14 protein-coding genes are annotated in these 21,060 nt (G+C 40.1%); 5 read left to right on the forward strand and 9 right to left on the reverse strand.

Going from position 1 to position 21,060, the window contains the following annotated elements; all coding sequences use genetic code 11:
• Positions 1-38: 38 nt before the first annotated feature.
• From FKG96_RS06770 to FKG96_RS06800, 7 genes are all read right to left on the reverse strand, one after another.
• The gene (locus tag FKG96_RS06770; RefSeq protein WP_130856160.1) at positions 39-1,739 is read right to left on the reverse strand and encodes a RagB/SusD family nutrient uptake outer membrane protein; all 1,701 of its coding nucleotides are present in this window, start codon (positions 1,737-1,739) and stop codon (positions 39-41) included.
• Positions 1,740-1,757: 18 nt separating this feature from the next.
• Positions 1,758-4,898, reverse strand: a complete 3,141-nt coding sequence (locus FKG96_RS06775) for a TonB-dependent receptor (protein WP_149105279.1) — start codon at positions 4,896-4,898, stop codon at positions 1,758-1,760.
• A gap of 247 nt (positions 4,899-5,145) precedes the next feature.
• Positions 5,146-9,303 (reverse strand): hybrid sensor histidine kinase/response regulator transcription factor, encoded by a 4,158-nt coding sequence (locus FKG96_RS06780; RefSeq protein ID WP_130856162.1) that lies wholly within the window; start codon positions 9,301-9,303, stop codon positions 5,146-5,148.
• Between the two features lie 298 nt (positions 9,304-9,601).
• Complete coding sequence (locus FKG96_RS06785; RefSeq protein WP_130856163.1) at positions 9,602-10,636, reverse strand: glycosyl hydrolase; 1,035 nt, start codon at positions 10,634-10,636, stop codon at positions 9,602-9,604.
• Positions 10,637-11,281: 645 nt separating this feature from the next.
• Positions 11,282-12,355 carry a glycosyl hydrolase gene (locus tag FKG96_RS06790; RefSeq protein WP_130856164.1) on the reverse strand — a complete coding sequence of 358 codons (1,074 nt, stop codon included), beginning with the start codon at positions 12,353-12,355 and terminating at the stop codon, positions 11,282-11,284.
• A 322-nt stretch (positions 12,356-12,677) separates the two neighbouring features.
• The gene (locus FKG96_RS06795; RefSeq protein ID WP_130856165.1) at positions 12,678-13,835 is read right to left on the reverse strand and encodes a PepSY domain-containing protein; all 1,158 of its coding nucleotides are present in this window, start codon (positions 13,833-13,835) and stop codon (positions 12,678-12,680) included.
• Between the two features lie 125 nt (positions 13,836-13,960).
• Complete coding sequence (locus tag FKG96_RS06800; protein WP_242627195.1) at positions 13,961-15,046, reverse strand: aldose epimerase family protein; 1,086 nt, start codon at positions 15,044-15,046, stop codon at positions 13,961-13,963.
• Positions 15,047-15,331: 285 nt separating this feature from the next.
• Between FKG96_RS06800 and FKG96_RS06805 the strand changes: the two genes are divergently transcribed.
• The 3 genes from FKG96_RS06805 (at position 15,332) to FKG96_RS06815 (ending at position 17,912) form a co-directional block, all read left to right on the forward strand.
• Positions 15,332-15,736, forward strand: coding sequence for a hypothetical protein (locus tag FKG96_RS06805; RefSeq protein ID WP_130856167.1), 405 nt, complete (start codon positions 15,332-15,334; stop codon positions 15,734-15,736).
• Positions 15,737-16,250: 514 nt separating this feature from the next.
• Complete coding sequence (locus tag FKG96_RS06810) at positions 16,251-16,931, forward strand: hypothetical protein (RefSeq protein ID WP_130856168.1); 681 nt, start codon at positions 16,251-16,253, stop codon at positions 16,929-16,931.
• Positions 16,932-17,102: 171 nt separating this feature from the next.
• On the forward strand, positions 17,103-17,912 hold the full coding sequence (locus FKG96_RS06815) for a helix-turn-helix transcriptional regulator (RefSeq protein WP_130856169.1): 810 nt from the start codon (positions 17,103-17,105) through the stop codon (positions 17,910-17,912).
• An 11-nt stretch (positions 17,913-17,923) separates the two neighbouring features.
• Here the strand turns inward: FKG96_RS06815 and FKG96_RS06820 are convergent, their stop codons facing one another.
• Positions 17,924-18,613, reverse strand: a complete 690-nt coding sequence (locus FKG96_RS06820; RefSeq protein WP_165446972.1) for an RluA family pseudouridine synthase — start codon at positions 18,611-18,613, stop codon at positions 17,924-17,926.
• Between the two features lie 150 nt (positions 18,614-18,763).
• On the opposite strand from FKG96_RS06820, the gene FKG96_RS06825 reads away from it, so the two are divergent.
• Complete coding sequence (locus FKG96_RS06825; RefSeq protein ID WP_130856171.1) at positions 18,764-19,519, forward strand: hypothetical protein; 756 nt, start codon at positions 18,764-18,766, stop codon at positions 19,517-19,519.
• A 17-nt stretch (positions 19,520-19,536) separates the two neighbouring features.
• Complete coding sequence (locus FKG96_RS06830) at positions 19,537-20,733, forward strand: DUF5009 domain-containing protein (protein ID WP_149105280.1); 1,197 nt, start codon at positions 19,537-19,539, stop codon at positions 20,731-20,733.
• Positions 20,734-20,820: 87 nt separating this feature from the next.
• On the opposite strand, the gene FKG96_RS26695 is transcribed toward FKG96_RS06830, so the two are convergent.
• Complete coding sequence (locus FKG96_RS26695) at positions 20,821-20,985, reverse strand: hypothetical protein (protein WP_165446973.1); 165 nt, start codon at positions 20,983-20,985, stop codon at positions 20,821-20,823.
• Positions 20,986-21,060 lie beyond the last annotated feature (75 nt).

A 21,060-nucleotide genomic window follows, 5' to 3' on the forward strand; every position in this document is an offset into this window, starting at 1 on the left:
CTGCTGTTTGTTAGTTAAATATAAATTTACCGTTTCTGCTAGTATCCGGGATTTTGCTGCAAGGTGTTATTGGACGCTTGGATTTCCTCCCGAGGGATCGGCAACCAATAGTGTTTCGCCGCAAAACTTCTGCCATCAAGCGCAATTTTACGTGTATAATTAAAGGTGCTTCCGTTTTTGGTGATTTCTATACCATAAGCAGGTACGTTTTCTGTCTGCTCTGCGATTTTCCAACGACGAACGTCATAGAAGCGGTGTTCTTCAAAGGCTAATTCAATTTGCCTTTCATTACGCACAAGTTCTCGGAAAGCCTCTTGACTTAAACCTGCGGGCACAGCAGGCATTTCAACACCCGTCCGGCTACGGATTTGATTCAAAGCTTCACGCGCTGAAAAGCGGGCACCTGCAGGTATTGCATCAGGTCCGGAAAGTTCATTCGCCGCCTCTGCAAAGTTTAAGAGTATTTCGGCGTAGCGAAAATAAATCCACGGTTGTAAACCTGCAATATTCCAAGGGTTATTAATCGGCATGTCTTCATCGATAAATTTTCGTAGGTAATAACCGGTTTTACTGGTATTCCAGTTAGACGGGCCGTCTTGGCTATCACGGCCACCGGGACGGAAAGTCTCAACATTTCGGTCACGATAACCGGCTCCGTTGTAAAAAATAGTTTGATAAAAACGAGGATCACGTCCAATATAAGGATTTTGTGGATCATATCCTGAGGTAGGGTCAGAAATTGACTTTCCATTAGCCATGCGGTAGGCGTCTACTAAATTTTGTAAAGGTACATTGCCTCCCCAACCGTCGTAACCATTAGGGCCGTTGGCAATTTCCATGGGAACATGTCGAGCTCCAACAGAATAATAACGGGCAAAAATGATTTCATTATCATCACTCGTCTTGCGGAAAAGTGCGCGGTAACCATTTTGTGAGATAGTATAGCGATTTAGCGCAATGACAGCGTTGGCTGCTTGAACCGCCGCTTCCCAAGTCCCAACATTATAAAGCGGACTGGCCGCATAGAGCGTTAAGCGAGATTTAAGTGCTAAAGCAGCGCCTCTCGTTGCGCGACCACGAAGCCAGCTATTACTATTATTTTCCGGAAGTCCGGCAGCAGCCTCATCCAATTGGGATAAAACATAAGCTAAGCTGGTAGCTAGGTCTTCCCTTTTAAATAAGCTGGGATCACTGAAATCATCCGTTAACTCGACTACTTTATCACCCAACAAAACGATTCCTCCGTAATTGCGGATCAGGTCGTGGTAGCGGAAGGCTCGGATGAATTTCAGTTCAGCAACCAATAAATTCTTGTGGGCTTCGCTCATCGGAACTTCGTTAATATGAGTTAAGGCGTAATTACATTCACGGATGCTACGATAACTCCGTTTCCAGAAAGTGCCGGCGATACCCGTATTTTCCGGTAAAAGCTGTCCGCGTTGAATAAACCAAGTGTTATCGTCATTGTTGTAAATCGATTCGTCCGATAGCGACGACCACATAGCATACTCAAAACCTCTTCCAAAGCCAGGAGGCGTTCCTTCAGCTTCCTTATCAATAAGCCGTACGCCAAGGTAGCGATTGACGACAAATGCTTCGAATAAGACGGAATCACTTAAAACAGCTGTATCCGACACTTTGTCTGTTGGCGTAACATCGAGGAAATCTTTCTTGCACGCAGCCGTTGTTAGTACCAACGCTGCTAAGGCAACTAATTTTGTTTTATATATGGTATTCATGTTTTTAGCGTTTAAAGGTTAGAAACGTACATTGGCGCCTATGTTGATAATGCGCTGTTGCGGATAAAATTGGCCGCTCTCGCTTGAACCTTCAGGGTCAAAGTCTTTCAGTTTCGTAACGGTAAAAAGGTTAAATCCACTAGCAAAAAACCTTAATGATTTGATGCCTATCTTGTTTATCAGTGTTTCCGGCAGCGTATACCCTAATTCTACATTTTTCAAACGAACAAAAGCCGTATTGAACAACCAAAAATCGTTCTTATATAATCCGCCGCTGATGGAGGAAGAAGCTCGTTCGTCAACGCGTGGATAGCTACCATTGGGATTTTCCGGGCTCCACCGATTTTCTGCCCAGGTATTAAAGTAGTTGCCAATGGTGCCGGCTTCGGCTAAAATGTATTGACGCACCCTCCCTTGACCTGCAAATACGGCGGAGAGGTCAAACTGCTTGTACGAAGCATTTAGCGTTAAACCGAATGTTAACTGTGGAATGTTGCCTAAATTGGTTTGCACCATATCATCGGCAGTAATGACACCATCGCCATTGTAATCTTCCAAAATTAAATCACCCACCTTTGCTCCCGCAACATGTGGGTAGGCGTCCAGCTCCTCCTGGCTACGGAAAATGCCGGCACTACGATACAAAAGATAGCTATTTAGTGGCCTACCGGTTTGACTTTGATGAGGTAAAACTGCGGGTGATTCATCTCTAAAAACTACGTTGCTCTTGACATAGGTGATATTACCTGCAATGCCAAAATTGACCGTGCCATTTCGTTGATAACCTAAAGTGGCTTCTAGCCCGGTATTATCAACTTTACCTATGTTTTCAGAGGGAACAAGAGGCGTGTTGTCGTTGGTTGGAAACGGGTTAACAATACCGGTGCTGCCTGGAATGGAAGCATTACGAGGTAAAAGTATTTTAGAGCGCTTCTCCATGAAATAAATAAATTCCATGTTGAAGTTTTTCAAAAATTGCGCGTTAAAGCCGATATCTGTTTTTTTGGAAACCTCCCAAGTGATGTTCGGGTTGGCCAATTTGTTTAAATCAATGCCAGGATATATGCTATTGCCAAGGGTATAATAATTTCCAAAAATGTAGTTGTTAACAAATTGATTCGCGCCTACATTATCACCGCCCAGCTCACCATAGGAGGCCCGTAACTTCAAGTCATCGATGAATTTGACTCTGTTTTTAAACCAATCTTCCTGTGAAATGCGCCAACCTGCGGAAATACCCGGGAAATAACCATAACGACTGTCTTTTGGAAAGATGGATGAACCATCCACACGGAGTTGGGCTTCTACTAAGTATTTTTCCTCATAATTATAGTTGATCCTACTAATCACGCTTTTGCGGCTTTCCCGCCAGCTTAATCCTGCATTCGTGCGGTCTTCCAACGCAGTTCCTCCCTGTGATAGTTCGGGGGTAAGCGAAGAAGGGAAATTACGGCGTCCGGCTTCCATTCGGTTCAGTGTCCGTTCACTTTGCTCATAAGCCGCAAAAGCTTTTATATTATGGGAGCCAAAACTGCGTTCATAATTTAATTTAATATGCGAGGTAGTTAGGGATGTATTTTCTTGAAATTGTTGTAATTGTGCTTTAGACTCGCCAACGGTGCGTGGTTGATAGATTCCGGTGGTTGCATCATAACTATATACCAGGTAAGGAACAATAAAGTTTTTTCCCGATTCTGTAGAGCGATCGACGGAAAAAAAGCCGTCGAGCATAAGGCCTTCAACCGGTAATTGATAAGATGCTCTAAGAATACCATTAAAAATTTGCTTCGGATTCTGATTCGTTCCGCCGGCATCAGTTACCATCATAATCGGGTTATTGTTCTCTATACCCGTGGTTGGTAAACCATTGGCGTAACGTGGTAATACGGTAGGATAGGCGCGGTATAAATTGCGAAAAATATCGCCTGCCCCGGTCGTGGGAAACAAACGTTTTTCTTCGCGGCCCGCTAAGGACATGCCCACTTTGAAGCGGTCGGTTACATCCAAGTCGATATTGGAACGGAAGTTATACTGCTTGAAATTGGTTACTCCGTTTTTAAAAATACCATCTTGTTTGAGTGTTCCGGCCGAGACAAAATATTTTACCTTCTCTGATCCTCCATTTACAGAGAGATTATGTTGGCTTTGTAAGGCAGTATTAGCCAATACCTCTTGTTGCCAGTCGGTATTCGGATAATTCTCGGGATCGGATCCATTTCTGAATTTCTCAATCTCATCAGCAGAATAGGATTGAAACAGACCACCGGACGGGTTGTTATAATAACTTATTTCGTTGCGTATCGTTGCGTAGGTGGCCGCATCGGCCATCTTTGGCAATCGGGTAGGGGAAGCGAAACCTTGATTGAAACTATAAGAGACCGTGGGTTTGCCGCTGCTGCCTTTTTTAGTGGTTACTAGAATAACGCCATTAGCGGCTCTGCTTCCGTAGACGGCCGCGGAGGCATCTTTGAGTACGCTTACACTCTCGATATCATTAGGGTCCAATCGCTCTAACCCGCCGACCTGACCGGGCACACCGTCTACCACTACCAACACATCGGTATTGCCGGTTGTTGATACACCACGAATACGTATTTGGGAGCCATCGTAGCCCGGTTCTCCACCTCTATTGGTGGCGACCAATCCTGAAAACCGCCCGGCAAGTGAATTGGATACGTTTGGTTGCGGACTTTTGACCATATCAGCTCCCTTTACTTCTGAAATAGATCCAGTCACTGTTGCTCGCTTTTGCGTTCCATAGCCTACAACGACCACTTCATTAAGTGCTTGAGCATCGGGCTGTAAGACAATACGCATGGCCTGATTGCGGACAATGGTTACCTCTTGCGTTAGATAACCTACATAGCTGATCACCAAAGTCGTTTCTGTAGGTGAGAGTTGTATGCTAAATTTTCCTTGCATATCGGTACTGCCCCCACCTTGTCCATTTTTTGCGCGGATACTGACTCCAGGGAGCGGGTTTCCGCTTTCGTCTACCACTGTACCTACGATGGCTTGTTGTTTTACATTAGTCTGTTTAACTCCAAGCTTGGTTGGAATAACAGCGGCCTGTACACTGTGAATGGCAAAGATATAAAAGGTAGTCAGTGCCAAACATGTTCGTGCAAATCCTCGTGTTTGATTGTAAATAGAATTCATAATGCTGTTGGTTAGAATAAACGAAACCGATGAAGCATGCGCTAGGCTTGCTATAATCGATTAGGTTGTGAGGAGCAAATGTCGTTTATCCCCCGTCCGGTAGTGAGGGGTAAAATAAAAAAAAAGGGGGGGCATTCGTAGAACAATCAAAGAAAGTGACCCTAACAGGGTCTATCTGGATCATCTGTGCTTTTTTTTATTAATCGCCTTTTTAAAGTTTAAAGGTGTTTAAGAACAATGTGAAATCCTATTTCGCATGGTAAACGCGGTGAAAAGGTTTTCTGTATTTCTTAATATACTCGGAGGGGTTCATGCCATACTGCTTTGCAAATTGTTCTCTAAAGTACTTGAGATCGCGGATGCCTACTTGATAGGCTACTTCGTAGATGGTATTCTCTGAGCTGAGAAATAGACGCGCGGCAATATCCAAGCGTACGGTTCTGATAAAACTATTAAGGCTGAGGTTATGTATCTCTTTAATGCGGTTACCTAGGGTAGCATAAGTAAAGCCGCAGGCGTCGGCAAGTTTATGTACATTGAAGCTAGGATCGGTAAGGTGTTTTTCTATGATAAGCAAACACTTGTCATGCAACTCCCGGTCTTCGCTACTGATTTTTTGAAATTTGGCATTATCAGTAATATGATGAAAAAAATAGTCTTTTAAATCGCTTCTACTTTTTATTATAGCTTGTATTTTAGCTATTAATACATCAATGTCAAAAGGTTTTGTAATATAGTCGTCCGCGCCACTCTGTATGCCTTCCAATTTGGTTTCTGTATTATGTGACGCTGTTAGCAAAATGATCGGGATATGCCTCCGGGAAGGATCTGTTTTTACCTCTTTGCAAAATTCGATTCCATTACTCCCTTCCATGACGATGTCACAAAGAATGAGATCCGGTAGATTATCGTCTAATAAGCGGTAGGCACCGGATATTTCGTGTTGCACATATACCTCAAAGTAGTTAGATAACATGCTTTCGAGGTAATTGGTTAAGCTCACATCATCATCAATTATCAATATTTTATAAAAGGAAGTCGCTTTGGCGGTCATGGGAAGCGGAGGTTTGTTCTCCTGTTCCATCAGTTGCAGAACCGTTGAAATACTACCGGGGTTTAACTGTACACTGCTAGTGCTCGTGGCTGAGGCTTTCATGGGAAGTTCCATATAAAAAGTGGTTCCTTTACCCAATTCGCTCTCATAGTAAATACGGCCATCATGTAGTTCGATAAGTGATTTAACCATCCACAACCCAACGCCAAAACCTGATCCCAAAGTGCTTTTATTAAAGGATTCATGATGAGCAAAGGGCTCAAACAGTTTCTCTCCAATTTGTTTATCGATACCACAGCCACTGTCTTTTATACTAAGTAAAATCGCCATCTGATCGAGCTTGGCAAGTTTAATTTCCAATATCCCTTCTTTGGTGAATTTAATGGCATTGAATACCAGGTTAAATAGGACCATTTCGATTTTTTCACGATCTATCAATAAGAAAAGCTCGTCAAATTGCGTATGAAAAGTGACTGACAGATTCTTTTGTTTAACTTGGTGATTAAAGCAATTTAATACTTCCAGAATCAGGTTGACCAAGTCTGTCGACTGTATTTGCAAATTTTCTTTGGTTAGATTGTCTTTTCTAAACGTTAGTGCTTGATTCGCGAGCCTTAGTAGGCGGTTGGTGTTTACATAGAGGGTCTTAACAGAAGGGTCTTGATCTGAATTCGCATCCTTTTTGTTTAGTAGCTCCTTAACCGGTTGAAGGATGAGCGTTAAACTGGAACGGAATTCGTGTGACAGTCGGGTGTAATAGTTTATTTTTAAAGCGTTTATTTCTTGTTCTTTAGTCCGTTCCAACTGGCTGATTTTGAGCTGATAATTAAGCTTCTGTTTTTGCAATTGGTGTCGGCGGTAATAATAAAGAATGGCGCCCGCTAAAATAAAATAAATGATATAGGCCCACCATGTTTTATACCATGGAGGTAAGATCTCGAGATGTAGTTGTTTAATGCTGCTCTTAAGGATTTGACCGCCTTGTTCCAGTGCTACCTGAAACGTATAGTTTCCGGGAGGCAAATAGCGATAAGTAGCTGCCTGTTCATTACCGACATAGTTCCAGCGCTCATCTAAACCGTCCAATTTATAAGCGAAACGATGTTGACCCGATTGTCCATACGTTAGTGAAGCATAATGTAGCGTGAAAGTTGAATAGTTATATGGAAGCGTTAGTTTCTTTTTGTCATTTAATGATTGCTCTTGCGCAGCTATTAGCCTATTGGGATAAGAAGTAATCTCTTTGCCCAGTAAATCCAGTCCCGTCAAAATGATGCTTCTCTGGGGTTGCTGATAGTTTACGTTTTTTGGGTTGAAATAGGTTAGTCCTCCGGTACCAGCGAAGAAAAGTTGATTTCTTTTTTCACTATAGATTGCTGCCCGTGGGTTGAAGGTCCCCTCTTGCACGCCGGAGTTAGCACCATAGTTAGTAATTGCCTTTGACGTTAAGTCAATGCTGGATAAGCCCTGTATTGTACTTACCCAACAATGCCCTTGATTGTCTTGCTGAATAGCGAGGACGGTATTGCTTACCAAGCCGTTTCTTTCATGAAAATTATGAACGAAGTGCTTCTTCTCCATATCATACACCAATAGCCCGTTACTTTCCGTTGCGATCCATAAATGCCCATCATGGAGAATGGCCAGATCGTATATAACCTCCGATTTTAATTTGTCAAAGATTCCGCCCTCAGGAAAAAAGGGATGAAAAAGTTCTTTTTCCTGTTCAAAATAGGTGATGCCGGCTCCGTAGGTGCCAATAATAAGGTTCCCGTGTTTGTCTTCAACGATTGAACGGATGTCATTGGAAGGGATGGTGCTATTTTGAGGGACAAAGGTGGTGAATTTTTGTGTAGAGTAGTTTAGTTTGTTAAGCCCGCCTCCGTTGGTGCCTACCCAGAGTTGATGCCGCATATCTTCAAATATAATACGGACATCGTTCGAGCCAAGCGTCCCTTCCTTTGTAGGGTCCGCTTTAAAATGAGTGAAATTGTCCTGTCGAGTATTATAGCGCATAAGGCCACCACGATAAGTGCCGAACCAGAGTTGGTTGTTGTGATCTTTTAATGTAGCCAGTATAGCATTATCCGATAGGGATGATGACTGGTTCTTTTCTTTCTTGTAGTGTTTCAGTAGCTTGTTTTCATAATCCAGTTTAAAGATACCGTGACCGTCTGTTCCTATAAACAGATTCCCTGCAACATCTTCCAGCAAGCCATAAAAACGAACATTTTGATCCGCCTTATTGACGAGATTTAGTTGATTTTCATGAAGATTAAAGAATGGATATATGGGTTTGGCGATAAGGAATACCCCATCGCCGTATGAACCTACCCATAAATTCTCGTCTCGATCAAAAAATAAGCTTGTAATTGACCTTCTATGTAGGCCATCGGGTTTTGAATCATTTTCATCTACCCGTGAAACTTTCTTGATAACAATCCTATGATCTGTGCTTTCCTCAAAATGTATATGGAAAGCCCCGCCGTCTAGGATGCCTAAGTAAAATTCTTTATTGTTATGGCAAGCCACACTTAAATAGTGGTTATGAGGCGTACCTAAAGCTTGGGCAGTAATCCATTGCCCCTTCGCACTATGTCGACGGTAAGTAAAGAGGCCACTGTCGGTTGCCACCCAAATGTTTCCTGTGGGATCTTCGAATATGTTATGTATACGGCAGAAAGGTTTTTGGTTTAAGGCAGACTGGATTGGATAAAAGGGCTTTAGGGTTTTGTTGTGTTGTGTGAACACCTGTAGCCCCGCATCCTGACTGCCTATCCATAGTAAGCCTTGGCTGTCTTCAAATATAGCCGTTACCATGTTGGAGCGCAAACCTTCTAGATTTTGCGTGGTATATCTTGTAAAAGATCCGGATTCTTTGCGAAAGCGATAGACGCCCAAGCCGTTGGCAGAAATCCATAAAACATTTTTGTCGTTTGAGTTGCTTATACAACCTACGTCCATTTTGTATTGACCTTTGACAGAGGCCAGGATTGGATAGTGTGTGAAAGATTCGGTTGTGCTATTATATTTGCTGACACCTTTTCTGGAAGAAACCCAAAGTATTCCTTCTTTGTCAATCAGGATTGTTTGTACATAGTTACCCAGTAAGCCTTGAGGCGACGAAACATCATAGCTGAAGTTTTTGAACACCTTCCCGTCGAAACGGCTTAAGCCATTCTCTGTTGCGATCCAAATAAAGCCGGTATTGTCCTGCTTAATATCCCGTATATTGTTAAACGGCAATCCATTTTGCAAAGTATAGTTATAATGACGGTAGATCGCACTGTCGTTAAAGGCAAATGCCGCTAAGGGAAGAAACAAGAGCCACAGATAGACCAGAATAGGCATAAAGCGAGTGATTCATTTTACTACCTGGTAAAAATACGAGAATTTACTTGGATTCATTGTGCTTTGTTGATTCTCTTAAATCGAAAATCCCTGAAGACGACTAGCGAACAAAGATGGAACCCATTTGAATAACGTGATATATTGGATGAGGCAAATTCAGCAGAGAGGAAATTTTCGTAAATTGTAAGATCCCTTTGAAAAAGAGTGGTTGCTATGGAACAAAACAGGATTCTTTTTCCTGAAGTCCTGTTTTGTTGATGAAAATTAATCAAGAAAAGCTACTGTTTCTATCTATTACTTATGGTGTTTCGTTTTCTTGCGCCCACAATTTTGGGGCAAAGGCTGAATAGGGCGTAATCCATCTATATAATCCATAATGGGCTTCAGTGCCTGAGAAATAAGGTTCATCTAGCAATTCGTAAATAATAGCTGCTTTAATTTGCGGGTTGTTCTGGCATTTGGTTAAGAAACTGTTGAGAAAATTCCGCTGGACGCTATCGGGTTTGGAGCCACCCGGGTTTTTTGAACCAGTTTCCGTAAACCAAATGGGCTTGGTGAATTTATCCGCCAGATATTCGGTGATGTCTGGAATAAAGTATGGTGAACCGGCAGCAAGCGTTTCCATATTGTCATACCAATGATAAGCAACAATGTTAAAGTTAACTCCGTAATTTTCAAGCATTTGTAAGTACTTGTAATGCAGCCATCCGGCTACAACCATCGTTTGCGCCGTTGGATCGGCTGCTTTTACACCCTCATCCATTCCCTTTAAGTGTGCTGCAATGATCTTAAATTTAACAGAATCATAATCCGACACATTTCTTCCTGAGCCACTTATTATGCACGCGTTGTCCAGTTCATTTCCTAAATTATAATAAGTGAAATCATTTTTATATAGGGATGCAAAATTAAAAGCACGGGTATAACCGCTTTGATAAGCTGTAGTTTCTGTGCCTGTAAAATCCAGCGTGGCAGCGGGAACCATTGGCAATAAAGTGATACCTGCTGAGTCAGCAGAACTTTTAATTTTTGTGTAAAAGCTAAGTGGTGTTATTTGGCCTGTAGTTGGAGAGAAAGGTACGTCGATACGATAGATACTCATTCCAAGCTTCTTAAGGAGGCCTATTTGCTTATAAGCTGGTGTAGCGCCGTAAGCAGTTTGATTAATTGGATGTCCATTGACACCTAGCATAAAATCACTTCGAAGAAGATTGATAGCTCCCGTTTTTTTGATAAGGGATGTTGAATTTAATTCTTTCTTCAATGACTCTTTTGAACAAGAGAAAGCAAATATGCCGATTAAAGCATAATAGAATAAGTGTTTTGTTTTCATAATCTGACTTTAATTTTTCATAAAGTTAATTGTTTTCTAAGTTATTAAGATACTATGTGGAAAAAAGATTCAGCGGTTCTGCTGTCGAATGATATTTTTTGATGGCTAAATTATCTGTAATGGTTTTCAGGTATATTGATATTATTTTAAGAATAAATGACTTATGACTTGTAACTTAGCCTAGTTTAAAACAGTAGTATGAGGTTTAGTCTAGAAAGCTTGAGTATATCCTTATGTAGGGAAATTGAATATACTGATGTATTTAACATTCCTTATCTTAGAATTGACAATCGATGGATAATAACCGCAAGTTTTGAAAGTGAAGAAGACATCGAGATAAATGATTTGATAAATTACACTTGGCGGAAGTTTGACCTAAACGATCTAAAAGCACTGACTACACTGACTAGGGTAGATTTTAATTGCATTTGAGAATTTAATAACCTTAGAAATTTTGCTCATTTTTATACAAAATAATACACATGTTTTACCTAAGGCAATAAATGCGCTGTTTTATAGTTAGCTTTGATTAGGTTAAAAACAAACGAGGATCTATTATGAGATAATAAGACTTCTACTAAGGTTACGGTTGGATACTTGATCAATGTAGAAACTGCTTATCTCGCCAGAGATAAGCAGTATTTTTTATGGGATAGAAAAGGCTATTCGTTGTATCTGTTCTTCTGCCCACAACTTAGGCTGATACTGCTTGTAACGCTGAGTCCAGGTAAAAAGGCCATAATGCGATTCAATGCTATTAAAGACAGGTTGATTAAATAGCTCGTATACCATCATTGCTTTTACTTGGGGGTTGCTTTTACATTTCATGTACATTTTGTTGAGAAAGGCACTTTGAACATCGTCAGCTACGTTTCCCATTGTATTTCTTATATTAACTTCTGTAAACCAGATCGGCTTTGAGAACTTCGTGCATAGGAACTGCGTTATATCGTCAATGTTATAAGTTTTGGCGGCTAGTTTGTCCATTTCGTCATACCAGTGATAGGCGACTACATCATAATTCACACCATAATCTTCCAACATTAACAAATAACGATAGTGCATCCAAGAAGCATTAACCATCGTTTCTGCTTCGGAATCAATAGACTTTATTCCGTCATTCATTCCTTTAAGGTGTGCAGCAATTATCTTAAACTTTTTCAAATCATAGTGAGACGACAATGTGCCGGACATCTTTGGTAATATACATCGATTGTCCAATTCGTTAGCTATGTTATAATACTTAAAATAATCTTTGTAAATTGCGGCAAAATTTCGCCCTCTTTGGTAGCCAGATTCGTACGAGTCTTGTTCAAAACCATCGAAATCCATTTGTACATGATATAACATTGGGAGCAATACAATGCCCATTTCGTCAGCGAGCCGGCAAAATTCCATTAAACGATTGTGCATTTTACTATATCCATTTTCATCAACCGCTATGTCAATTCGATATATATTGAACCCTAAAGATTTTATTAATTCCAGTTGTTCCTTTGCGGACAAGGCTTTGTATGCTGCTTGTGTAACAGGATGCCCATTTGCGCCGAAAAAGAATTTTCTTGCTGTTGAAGTGTCGGGCCCTGGTGTTACCAATGTGTCTGGCGGCGGAACGGGTTCTAGATCGCTCTCGCCACCTCCGGGAAATGGATCTTTGCCGCACGCTAAGGCTGCTAGCATTATAGCACTGCTTAAAATTTTACGTAAAACCTGCTTCATATTTCAATTTTTAAGTATTGAAGAAACATGGAGATATGGCGCTCTTAAACGGTAGGATCGGGCTGAAAAAATTAGTTGCTCGCAACATATTCTCTAAGTTTCGGTCGGATAGTGTAAAAATATGTATAAAAATGTATATAAAATGTGATAAATGTGAGAATGTGAAATTTCGGTCTTTATGTGCCTTTAAAAGCACTTTTATTGCTTGGAAATATTGGTTTCTAATTGTCAAATTGATGGTTGAGAACGATCAATCGAATAATTAACAGGAGATGCGGTATGTTGAAAGAAGAGATGCGGAGGAACTGATATTTGGCGAAGCTTAATTCACTATTTCGTAGTGGTTATGAACCTGCTTCTTGATCTTTGAATTTTTCTTCTTGTTCTTTCTTTTTAGCCAAATGATAAATCCTGTTATAGGAAGACTGGAGCCAATTAGGCAAGAAAGAAATGCGAGTAATTTGGTAGGTAAACCGTAAAGACTGCCGGTATGAATAGGAAAAATTAAACGCCGTACCTTCATACCTTTTGAACGCGTGGCATATAATTCTTTTTTGACAAGTTCTCCTGTGTTTCGATCGAAAAATAACTGGTCTACTACATTAGCTATTGACGCATGATGTTGCTCTTTGCTCACGCGAACGAGATTTATCGCGTCTTCCGGAAAATATAAGGTTACATCGCTTGAATAAGGAAGCAATCTTTGGGTTTGACTGTACATTTGCTCGAGTGATCCTTTTTGCTGCGATTTATTCTCTCCGCTGTGAATCAGTTCTTTTTGAGGTCCTTTCCCGTCAAATATAAAAAAAATGCCATTATTAAACCATTTATAGCTCCATGTTAGCCCAGTGAAGGCGATTAGAAACAAAATAGGAAGGCTATAGAAACCTGCTACTGCGTGTAAATCCCAATTTACGCGTTTAAATTTTGCATCCCATTTTATCTTTAAACGTTGTCGAAGAATTTTACTGTTTTTAGGCCACCATAAGAATAATCCTGTGATTAAAATGACTAAATAAGACAGGCAGCAGATGCCTGTAATGACTTTTCCTGTTTTACCCATTAGCAATTGTCTATGCAGCTCTTCTGAAAATGTGAAGAGATGTTGCTTTCCTTTGATATCTTGTTGAAGTTTTCCGGTGTAGGGATTAATCGAGAAAAGGTGTCGTGTCAAACGATCGCCCCGAGTTTGAAAGAATACGGCTTCTTGATGGTTCGTTTTCTCCCGTATTACCAAAGAGTTAATTGCTGCACCCTTCGCATATTGAAGAGCTAAGTTATATAAACTGTCAATGGATAAAGGGAGTTGATAAGCATCATTGTTTGACTGTGCGTAATATAAAGATGGATAGAGTAGGGGGTCGAGTTCATCTTCAAAAACTAATATAGCTCCGGTAGCTGCGGCGATGCTAAAGATGAGACCTACTGTTAAACCAACCCATAAATGTAACCAGGCAAAGATTTTCTTAGCTTTCTTCATGGACGGAGCCTCTTGAAATATTTATTTTTATTAAATCTAAATAACAAAGTAACGATATCGCGCAGATATTCACAAATTATTTTGTGATTTCAGGGAAGGCTTTGAGAGGCAATGGGATCAGGTAGCTATTCAATACTGAACTGATAAATACAAGTGCTTTTATATTGTTCACCGGGGTTTAGCGTAACGGATGGCCAGGTTGGTTGATTGGGTGTGTCGGGGAAATGTTGCGTTTCCAAGCAAATAGCGCCATATTTCTGAAAGGGAATATTATCTTTTCCTTTTTGCGTCTTATCTAACGTGTTACCCGTATAAACCTGTAATCCGGGCTCGTTAGAGAAAACAGTCAATTTGATGCCGCTTGTGGGAGAATATACACTTGCGGCGGGAATCTCTAGATTTCCATCTGTATCTAATACCCAGTTGTGATCTAAACCTGACACAAACACCAATTGTTTATGAGTGCTATCTCTATTTATGGCGCTTCTTATACTGGTTGGAACGGTAAAATCGAAAGGGGTATTAGAGACGGAGCGGATTTCACCAGTAGGAATGGCGTTGGAATCTACCGGGGTAAAATGTTTAGCTCTTACAAAGAGAATATCGTCAAGCACTGTTTTTTGAGGATTACCGCTTAAATTAAAAAAGCTGTGGTTTGTTAAATTGATAACGGTACTTTTATCAGTTTCTGCTTCGTAATTGATGATTAAGGCGTTTTCGTTTGTGAGCGTATATCGCACCTTTACTTTAACATTCCCCGGAAATCCGGATTCTCCATCAGGTGAAAGATAGGAAAGTACCAGCATGCTGTCGCTTAGTTGTGAGCCTCGGAATACCTGTTGACGCCACCCCTTACTCCCACCATGGATGGCATGTTGTCCGTTATTTTTGTCTATTTTAATGGTGTCTCCGTTTAATAAAAAGGTGCCGTTGGCAATGCGGTTAGTAACACGTCCCATGATAGCCCCGAAAGAATTTGGTTTAGCAAGGTAGTCCTGGATATTGTCAAAGCCTAGAACAACGTCCAATAATTTACCATTTTTGTCGGGTGCTAAAAGGGAAACAATTCGGCCACCGTAGTTCGTAATACTTACTTCCATGCCTTTTGTATTCCTTAAAACGTATAGATGAGTGGAGTCCCCGTTAACAAGTGCTTTAAAATTGGCACTTTTTAAGTCCGATTTTGCTTTTGAATCAAGAATTTTTTGCATACATGACGTAGCAACCGTTATTATGAAAATGCACAGGAAAAAGTTGTATTTTTGATTTAGCATGAAACGAGGCTTATTAACTACCAAACATACAAAAAACCATGCTATTATTAGAATTTCTCTGTTAACGCGAGGATATGAGACTTTTTAAGATCTCGAGGTGTTTGACGTTTTTGCTTGCTAAAATAAATTTTAACAAAATTGCAGAAAAAATGTTACCGAAGACAAAGATTACTGCTAAGTTGTGTTATCTTTAATTAAAAAGGTGCTTTCAAATGTCGCTGTATGGATACAAAGGAAATAACTTTTGTTAAAAAACGAATTGAAACAAATGCTTCAAAGGTTTACCTGATTCAATTGTTTTCAGTAAATCATTTAGTGACAAAAATCGATATCGGCCACTTCTGCCATTCTTTAGAAAAAGGACCTATTCATGGTGCAATGTTCCATGCAGCTATTTTTTTTGATGATAAGGAGTTTGCAGCATTTCCTTCGCAACCTATGACGTATGTTTATAGCCCGCATGAAGAGGGTGATGTCATGATGCATATTAAGGCAATTTATAGCTATGATGTGGCTAATAGATTAGGCAAATTGCATTATTATGATATAAACTATTTGATTAACCAGCCAGGAGACATCGTTTGCCTTGATGAAATCTCGGAAATGCCAAAAGACGATGAGAGCTAATCGGCTATGCGATGTTTAAGTTTTGGATTAAACATATTATTCTATTTGACCTAACCATTCAGAATTGTCAAAGATTTTCTGAAGTGTAATTCGAACTCTGATCGCACATTCCGTTTTACAGCGGATAACAAGAACACGATATTATTTGTATAAGCAATGATCAACAGCCTGATACTATCTCTGGAGATGAAATTGTTTACGAAACGCAGCTATTAATTAGCACTTAGTGATGTAAATTACGTCTGATATTTCTATTAATCACAGTCATGATATTGTGATAAGCAATTTCTTTATTCCCTGTTTTACTATAGTGAGCAACGGCTAGTGTGCAATAGCGTGAAAAAAGTACCCTTTTTTATGATAAAAACACCCGTTTGCAAAGCATCCATATAGTACATTTGCTGTTTACGTACTTTTAGAAGCTTTTTGTGTACAAATTTTTCCGGGAGACAGCAGCTCTAACCTATTGGATTGTCCGATTAAATGATTTATACAAGTCCGAAATACAATTAAAATGACTGATAAACATTTTCTTATTGATGAAAGTAACGCTTTTTATGCACATCCAGACGCCTCAACCGATAACTCGCTATTGGAAATTCACTATCAAAGTTGTGGTGTGACCGGAATTGTTTACGGAGAATATATCCGTCTTCCGCGAAAAGGCTGTTTTACGAAAGGCGATATGAAATTGAAATTAGGATCCTATAACAAAACAGGAATCTCCGATTTCTTCGTTGATAATGACCATAACGTATACTTGGATGATGTCGAAGCGTATTTACGGACCTTCAGTCCTTCAACCGAGATTTACAAACTGAGAGCGAGTGAACACGGTCTCTTGAAGCAAAAAAATTGGGAACTTTTTATGCCTAAGCCCCGTTCGGATATCACACAAGCTGATGAGAAAGAAGGCTTGATACAGTTAGCCCATGGGGATGGTATCATCCTTGCTCAAAAACTAGCCATTCAATTTGGATTACAGATAGATGCCCGGTCGGGGGTTAACTTACTGGCCGCCATCTGCCTGAAGATGATGTCAATAAATGAACTTACAGCACTTACACTCCTGCATGGTATTTGGAACGAGGATCAATCGAAAGAACTTGTATATCAGGCAGAAAGTGATGTTAATTACTATAGTGATAGGATTACATTTTTAGAATATCGGGTCGTTAATGAGATGCTTATGTAAAACGTTTACTTCCCATATATTCATTACAGATCCCTGTCGTTAGTACATTGCCGTTTTTGGCAGACAAGCACGGATGTCCTTTATGTAAGGCATTCTCCATTTCTAAAACTCTTTAGCATGATGATTGTTTTTTCCTTTATTTTAACAAAAATTTAAATACAATTTCAATCTATGCCATTAAATCCAAAGCTAACGCGTATTCAGGGACACAATCGAATCAAAGAAGCTTTAATACTTGATGCTGAATGCTATATAATTCTTTGGATAACAGGGGGTAAAGGTGTTTTAAAGATCGACTGTGAGGAGTATGAGCTTATAACTAATCGAGTATTTTATATGATGCCCGGCCAAAAAGTATCGTTTGTTAAGTTGCCGCAGACAGGGTATATTTTACATTTTACGGAAGAATTTCTGATTAATTCAACAGAAAATAGGGGAAAGAACATCTTGTTGGAGTGGTTGTTCATACCTCAAGTTTTTTTTGATCCGGATGATATACAGTTATTGGATTTTAAATCGCTTTGGGAAATATTGGAGCGAAATTGGAAGCAGGAATCTTTGGGTTTTCTAATTGCAAAATTAATCAATTTAATTTGGGTTTATCCACAGGCCATTCAGATGAGAAGTAGAGATAGCCGATTATTAAAAGAAGAATGGACGTTAATAAAGCATTTGAAAAGAAATGTCGAGCTGTATTACAAAGAGCGTAAGGATTCGAGTTTCTATGCAAAAGAACTGAATGTGCCGCTTTGGCGTTTAAATAAGATTGCCAGACAGGTGTTGGGTTCTTCTGTACATGATATTGTGCTGGCAAGAACCTTACTGGAGGCAAAACGGCTTCTTACTACTACACGTCGTTCCATAAAAGAGATCAACTTTGAACTGGGATTTAAAGATCCTTCTTATTTTAATAAGGTATTTAAAAGACTTTGTGGTGTCTCGCCGAGTACCTATCGTACTCAAGAAAGACGCTCTGATTAAGTTCGCCTATCCTAGAGAGAAGGAATTTGCTTAAAGCTATTCCATAATTGTGCGTCGGGAATCGGCGCTTCCAAGTAAACCGATCGATGGTCGATAGGATGTGGAAAACGCAATTGCTTGGCATGTAGTGCGATAGCTCTTCTGGGCTTCTCGCGTGGAAAGCCGTATTTATAGTCGCCAACTATGGGACAACCGATGGCTGCTAACTGCGCTCTGATCTGATGTGTGCGACCCGTAAAGGGATATACCTCAATTAAAAAGAAATCGTCCGCTTTTTCTAAGAGGCGATAAGCCAATTCTGCTTTGACACTATGGGGTTGGGGTTCGTTATGGGTATAGCTGATGTTCTGCTCTTTGTCGCGCGTCAGCCAATGAACTAGTTTGTCAGATGGGACAAGGGGAGGATTCGCGACAATAGCCCAATAAGTCTTTTCAACCAGTCTGGCTTTAAAGAGGGCTATCATGCCTTCGAGAGCCACAGGTGTCTTAGCAAAAAGTAATAATCCACTTACCCTGCGATCAAGCCGATGGACCGCGCGCGTTTGTATGTCCTTATGATGCTTCTCACTTAAATAAGCACTCAGCATTTCCTCCAATGCTCTTTTTTCTTTGGCAGAGGCCTCTACCAAATAACCGGATGGTTTATTGATAGCAACTAGGTGCTCATCTTCGTAAAGAATATGTTGATCTATTTTAGGCATAAACAGCATTCGCACGATATCAATGCAAAGATAATAAAAAGATCATTTCGGCTATATAAGAAAGGAAAATCTAACATAGACGAAAAAAATTAACTTGTAATTGCTTGATACCCTAGTTATTGCTATATTCATTGGGTCATTAAAAAAGCCATGCTACGAACCATAATATACCTACTTTTACTCCATTTTTTGCCTACTGGTGTCATTGCCCAAAGCCAGTACCCATCACATACGGCCTTTGCTACTTCTCTTGGCGTTCAATTAGGTTCAGCCGGTATTGGTGTCGAATTTAATTATCCGATTTATAATAATTTGAGTATAAGGTGGCAAGCAAATTACTTGCCTGAAGTGCGCAAACACTATCATGGGTTAATATATCAACCACAGCGGACATTAACGGGCGTGAATATGGATTGGCAACCGCTTTTTGGAGGGAATAGTTGGTTTGCGCGGAAGTGGTTTGTTGCTTTTGGTTTCTATTACTTTTTGAAACATCAGATGAGTACATTTAGGGAATCCAGGGTGATTGGTGAACCGAGGGAAAAGTATTACGAAGTTGATTTGGGTAAAGTAAGACCTTATTTAGGTATGGGGATTGGCCGGCTAGTGCTTACTGAACGTCTTTTTCTCAATCTGAATGGTGGATTTTTTATTCCCACCGCCAAAACCAAGGTTGAAATGGTTCATAAAGAACAGTATGACCCAAGCGTTATTGATCGGGTTGAAAGAGAAGAACAGAATAGATACAACCGTGTCTGGGCACATCTGGCAACCTCACTGAACATCCAAGTTGGGTTGTTTTATAATTTTGCATATCGATTTAATACCTATCAATGGCAGCCTAAGGAATGGAATAATAAAAAGAAGAAAAATTATAGACCATCAAAAAATCAACAATTCCGTTAAAGCTAATACATAGCAATATGAACGTAAAGAAAGTTGCTTCCGAAAGAATCTTGTCAGTTGATATCATGCGTGGTCTTACGTTGCTGCTGATGTTGTTTGTGAACGATTTGTTCGAACCGGGAGTCCCTGCTTGGTTACTCCATACAAAGGTGGATGTTGATGGAATGGGACTGGCGGATTGGGTGTTTCCCGGCTTCTTATTTATAGTGGGAGTGTCAGTGCCATATGCGATCCGTTCTAGACTGAATGAGGGAGAATCGAAGAGGCAAATAATCGGACATATCGCGGTGCGTACCCTGAGCTTACTTATTATTGGTGTTTATATCGTTAATATAGAACGTTTAAACGAATTGCTTACCGGAATGAGCAGTTATGCTTGGGCAATTTTGCTTTATGTGGGTGTTTTTTTAATTTGGAATAACTATCCTGACCGGCAGGAGCAGCGAATTTTTTTTGCATTAAAAGGATTGGGACTGGTAATCATGCTGATACTCGCTTTTATTTTTAGGGCGGGTGAGCCTGGAAATGTGTTGTGGTTAGAAACAAGTTGGTGGGGTATTTTAGGATTAATAGGTTGGGGATATTTTGTTGCGGCTTTAGCTAGCCTACTATTGAATGGACAAATAGTAGCACTTCTTTGTTTATGGATTTTTTTTGTTATATTGAATGTACTGTCTAGCTCGGGTACACTGGTTTGGCCCGAAATGATCAATTCAGTATTTGGGGTAGTACTTGACGGCAATATTCCCTCTATTGTTCTAATAGGGGTAATCGTTGGTATTCTAATCAAAAGTGAGAAGCTTGCAAAGGAGAAGATCGTATTCCTAATTAGCTTAATGGGAACGTTCAGTTTACTGTTGGGATTCTTTCTTCGAAACTGGTTTATTCTATCTAAGATTGGCGGGACACCAAGCTGGGCATTCGTCTGTAATGGTATAAGTCTTTTAATATATGTTTTTTTATATTTTTTGGTTGATATAAAAAGATATAGTACGCGCTGGGGTAATTTATTTCGTTTTGCAGGAAGAAACTCCTTAACAACCTATTTGGCTCCGGATGTCATTTATTTCGTCTGTTGGGGTTGGGGGATCTCTTTTTTTTATAAGCAAACATCCAGTCAATTATTGGCGATAGGAGGTTCGATGATATGGGCTTTTCTTATGCTTGGATTTGCCTGGCTCTTAACACGTATGCATATACGCTTAAAATTATAATATTAAAAGTAAACGAATATAAATTGAAGCGAATTGCCGAAGCAATTCGCTCTATCATGATGGTTAGCGTTATTCGTTGTGGTACAGCTAGTTGATACTTGCTGGTGCGGCCTTTTTGTAAAAAACCTCTCCATTGTCGCTTAATAAGTTAAGCGCGTTGACTAAATTATTCACTTCTTCCGCCTTTACTTCCCGGAGCACGATGGTGACCTCCCCTCGGTATCGCATATAAATATAAAATAGTGTTAGCATCACATTTCGCTAGGTAAGCAAATGTAGGTTTTTGAAACGGTTTGTCAATCAACACTTTTGGAGCATTATTTCTCA

The sequence above is a fragment of the Olivibacter sp. LS-1 genome (assembly GCF_008245145.1).
Lineage (GTDB): Bacteria > Bacteroidota > Bacteroidia > Sphingobacteriales > Sphingobacteriaceae > Olivibacter > Olivibacter oleidegradans.

Excerpts from the sequence above, each read along its gene's own strand:
- FKG96_RS06805 (WP_130856167.1), top strand. The coding sequence starts at position 15,332 with ATGGATACAAAGGAAATAACTTTTGTTAAAAAACGAATTGAAACAAAT.
- FKG96_RS06815 (WP_130856169.1), top strand. The coding sequence starts at position 17,103 with ATGCCATTAAATCCAAAGCTAACGCGTATTCAGGGACACAATCGAATC.
- FKG96_RS06795 (WP_130856165.1), bottom strand. The coding sequence starts at position 13,835 with ATGAAGAAAGCTAAGAAAATCTTTGCCTGGTTACATTTATGGGTTGGT.
- FKG96_RS06775 (WP_149105279.1), bottom strand. The coding sequence starts at position 4,898 with ATGAATTCTATTTACAATCAAACACGAGGATTTGCACGAACATGTTTG.
- FKG96_RS26695 (WP_165446973.1), bottom strand. The coding sequence starts at position 20,985 with ATGCTAACACTATTTTATATTTATATGCGATACCGAGGGGAGGTCACC.
- FKG96_RS06825 (WP_130856171.1), top strand. The coding sequence starts at position 18,764 with ATGCTACGAACCATAATATACCTACTTTTACTCCATTTTTTGCCTACT.
- FKG96_RS06800 (WP_242627195.1), bottom strand. The coding sequence starts at position 15,046 with ATGCAAAAAATTCTTGATTCAAAAGCAAAATCGGACTTAAAAAGTGCC.
- FKG96_RS06790 (WP_130856164.1), bottom strand. The coding sequence starts at position 12,355 with ATGAAGCAGGTTTTACGTAAAATTTTAAGCAGTGCTATAATGCTAGCA.
- FKG96_RS06770 (WP_130856160.1), bottom strand. The coding sequence starts at position 1,739 with ATGAATACCATATATAAAACAAAATTAGTTGCCTTAGCAGCGTTGGTA.
- FKG96_RS06820 (WP_165446972.1), bottom strand. The coding sequence starts at position 18,613 with ATGCCTAAAATAGATCAACATATTCTTTACGAAGATGAGCACCTAGTT.
- FKG96_RS06780 (WP_130856162.1), bottom strand. The coding sequence starts at position 9,303 with ATGCCTATTCTGGTCTATCTGTGGCTCTTGTTTCTTCCCTTAGCGGCA.
- FKG96_RS06830 (WP_149105280.1), top strand. The coding sequence starts at position 19,537 with ATGAACGTAAAGAAAGTTGCTTCCGAAAGAATCTTGTCAGTTGATATC.
- FKG96_RS06810 (WP_130856168.1), top strand. The coding sequence starts at position 16,251 with ATGACTGATAAACATTTTCTTATTGATGAAAGTAACGCTTTTTATGCA.
- FKG96_RS06785 (WP_130856163.1), bottom strand. The coding sequence starts at position 10,636 with ATGAAAACAAAACACTTATTCTATTATGCTTTAATCGGCATATTTGCT.